Raw genomic sequence first — 6,967 nt, 5'->3', positions numbered from 1 at the left:
CCGCACGCGAAGGGCGCGGAGCACGGGGACCGTATCCGTGCTCCGCGCCCTGGCGCGGGAAGCCGACAACGTGAAAAACACAACGCAACGCAACACAACACAACAGGGGCCGCGGCGGTGGCGACCGGCCGGAAGGCTCCGTCCCCTTCATGTCAGGGAACGGGGAGGCGTTCCGGCCTCGCCACCGCACTGGCGTCGCACACCGCCGCGGCCTCGTCCTGCCCGCGCCACGCGGCACCCCTCATCCGGGTGCGCGGCACGAGCAGGGCTCGGGGGAGGAGCGGTCAGTCCTCGCGCAGGGCGCGGACGGCCTCCTCGACGCGCCGGCCGTAGTCGGCGTCGGCGGCGTGGAAGTGGGCGAGGTTCTTCTCGATCACGTCGTCGCGGCTCACCTGGGACAGCCCGCCGGCGATGTTCGCGACCAGGCGCCCCTTCTCGTCCTCGGACATCAGCCGGTAGAGCTCGCCCGCCTGGAAGAAGTCGTCGTCCTTGGTGTGGGCGGGCGCCGCGTGGGTGCCGGTCCAGCCGTGGACCGCGAGCGGGGCGGAGAGCGCGGCGCCGGTCTGGACCGGGCCCGCGTGCGAGTTGGGCTCGTAGTTCTTGTCGTGGCGGGAGCCGTTGCGGGTGGCGTGCAGGCCGTCGCGGCCGTAGTTGTCGACGACGGCGGTGCGCGGCGCGTTCACCGGGAGATGGGTGTGGTTGACGCCCAGCCGGTAGCGGTGCGCGTCGGCGTAGGCGAACAGCCGGCCCTGGAGCATCTTGTCCGGCGAGGGGCCGATGCCGGGCACGAAGTTGTTCGGCGAGAACGCGGCCTGCTCGACCTCGGCGAAGACGTTCTCCGGGTTGCGGTTCAGGACCAGCCGGCCCACCCGCTGGAGCGGGTAGTCGCTGTGCGGCCACACCTTGGTCAGGTCGAACGGGTTGAAGCGGTAGTCCGCGGCCTCGGCGGCCGGCATGACCTGCACGTACAGCGTCCAGGACGGGTTCACGCCGCGCTCGATGGCCTGGAGCAGATCCGTCTGGTGCGAGTTGGCGTCCTTGCCGGCCAGCTCGGCGGCCTGCTCGCTGGAGAGGGAGCGCACGCCCTGGTTCGTCTTGAAGTGGTACTTGACGAAGAAGGCCTCGCCCGCGGCGTTCGTCCACTGGTAGGTGTGCGAGCCGTAGCCGTTCATGTGGCGGTACGAGGCGGGGATGCCGCGGTCGCCCATCAGCCAGGTGACCTGGTGCGTCGCCTCGGGCGCGTGGGCCCAGAAGTCCCAGACGTTGTCCGGCTCCTGACGGCCCGTGAAGGGGTCGCGCTTCTGCGAGTGGATGAAGTCGGGGAACTTGATCGGGTCCTTGATGAAGAACACCGGGGTGTTGTTGCCGACCAGGTCGTAATTGCCCTCGTCCGTGTAGAACTTGAGGGCGAAGCCGCGCGGGTCGCGCACCGCGTCCGCGCCGCCCAGGGAGTCGGCGACGGTCGAGAAGCGGATGAACGTCTCGGTGCGCTTGCCGACCCCGGACAGGAAGTCGGCCCGGGTGAAGCCGGTGACGTCGTCGGTCACCTCGAAGTAGCCGTACGCGCCGGAGCCGCGGGCGTGGACCACGCGCTCCGGAATGCGCTCCCGGTTGAAGCGGGCCAGCTTCTCCAGCAGGTGCTGGTCCTGGAGGAGGATCGGGCCACCGACGCCTGCGGTGGCGGAGTTCTGGTTGTCGGCGACCGGGGCGCCTGACTCGGTCGTGAGCACACGCTGCGTCATGGTGGGGAGCGACCTTCCGTACGGGAGCTGCTGAGCTGCTGAACTGCGACGGCTCGGCGGTGTCTTGCCGATGGGCTCCAGGAGCGTAAGTACGCCCCGAACCCGGCGTCAACAGTTTGTTGAATTTGCTGGCTGGTGTTCCGGACGGCGCCGGCGCCTGGGCGCGACAGGACAGGTGTCAGCGCCGACGCCGTCCGGAAGTCTGGGGTGGAGCCGGGTCGGTCAGCCCTGGACGGGGCGGCCCGACAGGCGCTCGACCGCGCGCAGCAGCGCGGAGTGGTCCAGGCCGCCGTCGCCCTGCGCGCGCAGCGAGGCGACCAGCTGGGCGACCACGGCGCCGACGGGCAGCGCGGCACCGACATTGCGGGCGGCGTCGGTGACGATGCCCATGTCCTTGTGGTGCAGGTCGATCCGGAAGCCCGGGGCGAAGTCCCGCTTGAGGAAGTTGTCCTTCTTACGGGTCAGCACGGTCGAACCGGCCAGTCCGCCGTTCAGGACGTCCAGCGCGGCGGCCAGGTCCACCCCGGAGTTCTCCAGGAAGACCACGGCCTCGGCGCAGGCCTGGATGTTGACCGCGACGATCAGCTGGTTGGCGGCCTTCACCGTCTGGCCGGAGCCGTGCGGGCCGCACAGCACGATCGTCTTCCCGAGGGCCTGGAAGAGGGGCAGGGCCGCATCGAAGTCGCCCTGCTCGCCGCCGACCATGATCGAGAGCACCGCCTCGACCGCGCCGGCCTCACCGCCGGAGACCGGGGCGTCGAGCACCCGTACGCCCTTGTCCTTCGCGTTCTTCGCGAGGTCCACGGAGGTCTGCGGGGTGATCGAGGACATGTCGATCAGCAGCGTGCCGGGGCGGACGTTCTCCAGGATGCCGTCGGGGCCGTAGGCGATCGCCTCGACCTGCGGGGAGGCGGGCACCATCGTGATGACGACGTCCGCGTCCCGGACCGCCTCGGCGATGGAGGCCGCGCCGGTGCCGCCGGCCGCGGCCAGCCGGTCGATCTTCGCCTGCTCCAGGGTGTACCCGGTGACGTCGTACCCGGCCTTGATCAGGTTCTCCGACATGGGGGAGCCCATGATCCCGAGCCCGATCCACGCGACCTTGGGGAGGGTGTTGCTCATGAGGGTGCCTTCCGATAAGCGTGTGTACGAGGGGGTGTGCCGCCTCAGCGGGCGGCCCGCGCGGCGGCCGGGAGCCACTCGAAGGCCTCGGCGCTCGGCCGGTCGCCCGGCTTGTACTCCAGGCCGACCCAGCCGTCGTAACCGGCCTTCGTCAGCTCGTCGAGGAGCTGCTCCAGCGGGAGCGTGCCGGTGCCGGGCGCGCCGCGCCCCGGGTTGTCGGCGATCTGGACGTGGCCGGTCTTCCCGGCGTAGGCCGCGACCACCTCGCTCAGGTCCTCGCCGTTCATCGACAGGTGGTACAGGTCCAGCAGGAACTTCGCGTTCCCGAGGCCGGTGGCCGCGTTGACCCGGTCGACGACCGCGATCCCGGCCGGGGCGCTGACCAGCGGGTAGCGCGGGGACTCCGGGGCGTTGAGGGTCTCGATCAGGAGCACCGCGCCGATCCGGTCGGCCGCGCGGGCGGCGAGCACCAGGTTCTCCAGGGCCAGTTCGTCCTGCTCCGCCGGGTCCACGCCGTCGACCCGGTTGCCGTACAGCGCGTTGAGGGCCTTGCAGCCGACCGAGGCGGCGAAGCCGGCCGCCACCTCGATGTTGGCGCGGAAGCGGTCCGACTCGGAGCCCGGCACGGAGAGTGCGCCCCGGTCCGGGCCGGGCAGCTGCCCGGCGTAGAAGTTCAGCCCCACCAGCCGGGTGCCCGCGTCGTCGAGCGCCTTCTTGAGGGCGTCGAGCTCGGCCTGCGGCGGGGTGGGGGTCTCGATCCAGGGCCACCACAGCTCGACCGCCGTGAAGCCGGCCGCGGCGGCGGCCGCGGGGCGCTCCAGGAGCGGGAGTTCCGTGAAGAGGATCGACAGGTTCACATCGAAGCGCTGGTCCGGGTAGCCCATGAGGGTTCGGCGCTCCTTCCGTATTGCGGAAGTTAGTTTCTACGTAACGGAAGAGTGCCCGGAGGTCCGGAAGCTGTCAAGGGGGAGTTCGGAATTCGGATCCGGGACTTCGCCGGAGGGCCCGTCCCGCCGTCCGCCGGGCGGTGCCACGGTCCCGGTGGCGCGAGTGCACGAAAAGGGCGGCCGCTCCGTCGTGCGGCCGGGAGGTCAAAGGGCCTTCGGTGATTCCGCGGAGAGGCGGGGGGTGAGGATGACGGCGAAGCCGTGTACGTGGAGCCGGGCGCGGCCCCGTGAGTCCCTGGGTGCGTGTGGTCCGGCGGGAGGACGGCGCCGGTGGTCTCCTCCGGTGCCGGTGTCGGCTCCGGTGTCCCGGTCCGGCGCCGGCGGTCGCCCCGGGCGCCGTTCGCGTACTGCCGTACCTCGAGGTCCGTTAGGGTCTGACCCGCGGAGCCGGGCCGCGGTCGCGCGGCCGACGCATGAGGAGAGACAGTGCGCTTGAGAGTGGAGTTCACCACCGAACCCTTCGATCTCGACGAGGCGCCCGCCCACGCGGTCGTGGCCCGCGAGGTCATCCAGTCGGCCGACCTGGACGCGGTGGACGTCGGCCCCTTCGGCAACACGGCGGAGGGCCGTGCCGACGAGGTGCTGACCGCGGTGGACTCGCTGCTGCGCCGGGCCCTGGCCTCGGGCGCCACCAGGGTCTCCCTCCAGGTCAACGTGATCGGGGAGGGCTCCCGGTGACCGAACCGGCCGACCACCCGCTCGTCGCCGCGGTCAAGCCGCTCGTCGACGCCATGGGGGCCGAGCTGCTGGGCCCCGACCAGGCGGAGGCCGACGACGTCGTGCTGGCCTGGGAGGGCGAGGACGTCATAGCCGTACGGCTGCCCCAGCTCTCGGAGTCACTCGACCACATCCTGACCGCCATGGAGCGGCGGCACGGCATGCCGCTCGCCGAGCTCGACCGGCGGACCAAGCAGTCGGTGGTGCGCGCCCTGGAGGCACGTGGCGCCTTCTCCGTGCGGCACGGGGTGGAGACGGTGGCGACCGCGCTGGGTGTCAGCCGCTTCACCGTGTACAACTACCTGAACAGGGAAAATGGCGCCAAAGCCGAGTAGTTGAGGCATCAAGGGGTGGGCCGTCGTCCGGAGAACCGGGCGGCGGCCCTCTTCGTTCGCGGAATTTCAACAAAGTGTTGACGTTGTGTTCCGGAGGGCGTTAGCTATCCGCAGCCCGACCGACGCGAAGCGACAACGCACAGCGCACAACAGCCACGGAGGCTCCCGTGACTTCGAGCTCCACGCCGGGCCTGGCCCGGTTCAACACCCTGGCGGACGACGAGGCCACCACCGCGCTGCACGAGGTGTGTGCCAGTACGGCCTGGGGAAGAGCGATCCTCTCCCGACGGCCGTACACCTCCGCCGAGGCCCTCCTGCTCGCCTCCGACGCCGCCACGGCGGCGCTGGACGCGCGGGATCTGGCCGAGGCGATGGCCGCCCACCCGCCGATCGGCCGCCCGAAGCCCCAGGACCCGACCTCCTCCCGCGAACAGCGGGGCATGGCCGACGCCACCGAGGAACTCAAGGCCGAGATGCTCGAACTCAACCTGGCCTACCAGGAGCGGTTCGGACATGTCTTCCTGATCTGCGCCACCGGGGCCACCGGCGAGCAGATGTGCGACGCGGTGAAGGCCCGGATCGGGAACTCGCCCGAGCAGGAGCGCGGAATCGTGCGCACCGAGCTGGGCAAGATCAACCGTATCCGGCTGACCCGACTCGCAACCGAAGGAGAGTGACGGTCTTGAGCACCGACACCACCGCCTCGGTGTCCACGCACATCCTGGACACCAGCATCGGCCGCCCCGCCGCGTCCGTCGCCGTCGCACTCGCCGCCCGCGGCGGCGGCGACGCGCCCTGGGCCGCGCTCGGCGGATCGGCCACCGACGCGGACGGGCGCTGCAAGGACCTGCCGGCACTGCCGGAGGGCACCACCCACGTACGCCTCGACTTCGACACCGAGACGTACTTCGCCAGCGAGAACCAAGCCGAGGCGCAGCAGGACGCCCCCCGCGTAAGGGACAGCGGTGCGTTCTTCCCGGAGGTGACCATCACCTTCGCCGTCACTCCGGGCGAGCACTACCACGTACCGCTGCTGCTCAACCCGTTCGGCTACTCCGTATACCGAGGGAGCTAGCAGACATGCCCACGATTCTCGGCCAGAACCAGTACGGCAAAGCAGAGAACCGCGTCGTCAAGATCACCCGGGACGGCGACACCCACCACATCAAGGACCTGAACGTCTCCGTCGCCCTCTCCGGTGATCTGAGCGACGTCCACTACAACGGCTCGAACGCCCACTGCCTCCCCACGGACACCACGAAGAACACCTGCTTCGCGTTCGCCAAGGAGTACGGCATCGAGTCGGCCGAGCAGTACGGCATCCATCTCGCCCGGCACTTCGTGGACAGCCAGCCGTCGATCCACCGCGCGCGCATCCGCATCGAGGAGTACGCCTGGGAGCGCATCGCGGGCTCCGACGGCAACTCCAGGTTCATCGGCGCCGACGACGTCAAGCACTCCTTCGTCCGCAAGGGCCAGGAGACCCGGCTCGCGCAGATCACCTACGACGGCGAGAAGTTCGAGGTGCTGTCCGGGCTGAAGGACCTGACGGTGATGAACTCCACCCACTCGGAGTTCTGGGGCTACATCAAGGACAAGTACACCACGCTCCAGGAGGACTACGACCGCATCCTCGCCACCTCCCTGTCGACCTGGTGGCGGCACAACTGGACCAGTGACGAGCAGCGCATGCCGCACTGGGAGAAGTCCTACGAGCAGGCGAAGAAGCACATCCTGCACGCCTTCGTGGAGACGTACTCGCTCTCGCTCCAGCAGACGCTGTACCAGATGGGTTCGCGGGTCATCGAGAACCGCAGCGAGATCGACGAGATCCGCTTCTCCGCCCCCAACAAGCACCACTTCCGGCAGGACCTCTCCGCCTTCGGCCTGGAGAACGAAGCCAAGGACGGCGCCGTGTACTACGCCGCCGACCGCCCCTACGGCCTGATCGAGGCCACCATCCTGCGTGACGGCTGCGAGCCGCACATCCCGGTCGACATGACCAACCTCTGACGCGGGGCGCGGGCCCCCCCCCCCCCCCCTCGGGGGGGGTGCGGCCCCCGAGGGGACCGCCATGGCTAAGCAGGGGACCCCCAAAGGGCCG

At 70.2% G+C, this 6,967-nt stretch carries 8 protein-coding genes; 5 read left to right on the top strand and 3 right to left on the bottom strand.

Annotated features, from left to right (window positions below; genetic code table 11):
* Positions 1-284: 284 nt before the first annotated feature.
* The 3 genes from ACFCV8_RS33430 to ACFCV8_RS33420 form a co-directional block, all read right to left on the bottom strand.
* Complete coding sequence (locus ACFCV8_RS33430; RefSeq protein WP_376689265.1) at positions 285-1,742, bottom strand: catalase; 1,458 nt, start codon at positions 1,740-1,742, stop codon at positions 285-287.
* Between the two features lie 222 nt (positions 1,743-1,964).
* A complete protein-coding gene (locus tag ACFCV8_RS33425) occupies positions 1,965-2,864 on the bottom strand; it encodes a 2-hydroxy-3-oxopropionate reductase (RefSeq protein ID WP_376689264.1) in 900 nt (299 codons plus the stop codon).
* A 44-nt stretch (positions 2,865-2,908) separates the two neighbouring features.
* Entirely contained in the window at positions 2,909-3,748 is an 840-nt protein-coding gene (locus ACFCV8_RS33420) for a TIM barrel protein (protein WP_376689263.1), read from the bottom strand.
* Between the two features lie 489 nt (positions 3,749-4,237).
* On the opposite strand from ACFCV8_RS33420, the gene ACFCV8_RS33415 reads away from it, so the two are divergent.
* From ACFCV8_RS33415 to pucL, 5 genes are all read left to right on the top strand, one after another.
* Positions 4,238-4,489 carry a thiamine-binding protein gene (locus tag ACFCV8_RS33415; protein WP_376689262.1) on the top strand — a complete coding sequence of 84 codons (252 nt, stop codon included), beginning with the start codon at positions 4,238-4,240 and terminating at the stop codon, positions 4,487-4,489.
* Positions 4,486-4,863: a helix-turn-helix domain-containing protein gene (locus ACFCV8_RS33410; RefSeq protein ID WP_376689261.1), complete on the top strand. Its 378-nt coding sequence runs from the start codon at positions 4,486-4,488 to the stop codon at positions 4,861-4,863. Before ACFCV8_RS33415 ends, ACFCV8_RS33410 begins: the two co-directional genes overlap by 4 nt.
* 167 nt (positions 4,864-5,030) lie before the next feature.
* Positions 5,031-5,540: a 2-oxo-4-hydroxy-4-carboxy-5-ureidoimidazoline decarboxylase gene (gene uraD, locus ACFCV8_RS33405; RefSeq protein WP_376689260.1), complete on the top strand. Its 510-nt coding sequence runs from the start codon at positions 5,031-5,033 to the stop codon at positions 5,538-5,540.
* Positions 5,541-5,545: 5 nt separating this feature from the next.
* The gene (gene uraH / locus ACFCV8_RS33400) at positions 5,546-5,938 is read left to right on the top strand and encodes a hydroxyisourate hydrolase (protein ID WP_376689259.1); all 393 of its coding nucleotides are present in this window, start codon (positions 5,546-5,548) and stop codon (positions 5,936-5,938) included.
* Between the two features lie 5 nt (positions 5,939-5,943).
* Complete coding sequence (gene pucL / locus ACFCV8_RS33395; RefSeq protein ID WP_376689258.1) at positions 5,944-6,876, top strand: factor-independent urate hydroxylase; 933 nt, start codon at positions 5,944-5,946, stop codon at positions 6,874-6,876.
* Positions 6,877-6,967: the final 91 nt, after the last annotated feature.

Source organism: Streptomyces sp. NPDC056347 (assembly GCF_042262625.1).
Taxonomy (GTDB): domain Bacteria; phylum Actinomycetota; class Actinomycetes; order Streptomycetales; family Streptomycetaceae; genus Streptomyces.
Note: the sequence above shows the minus strand (reverse complement) of the source record. Positions and strands in the feature narration are given on the sequence as shown.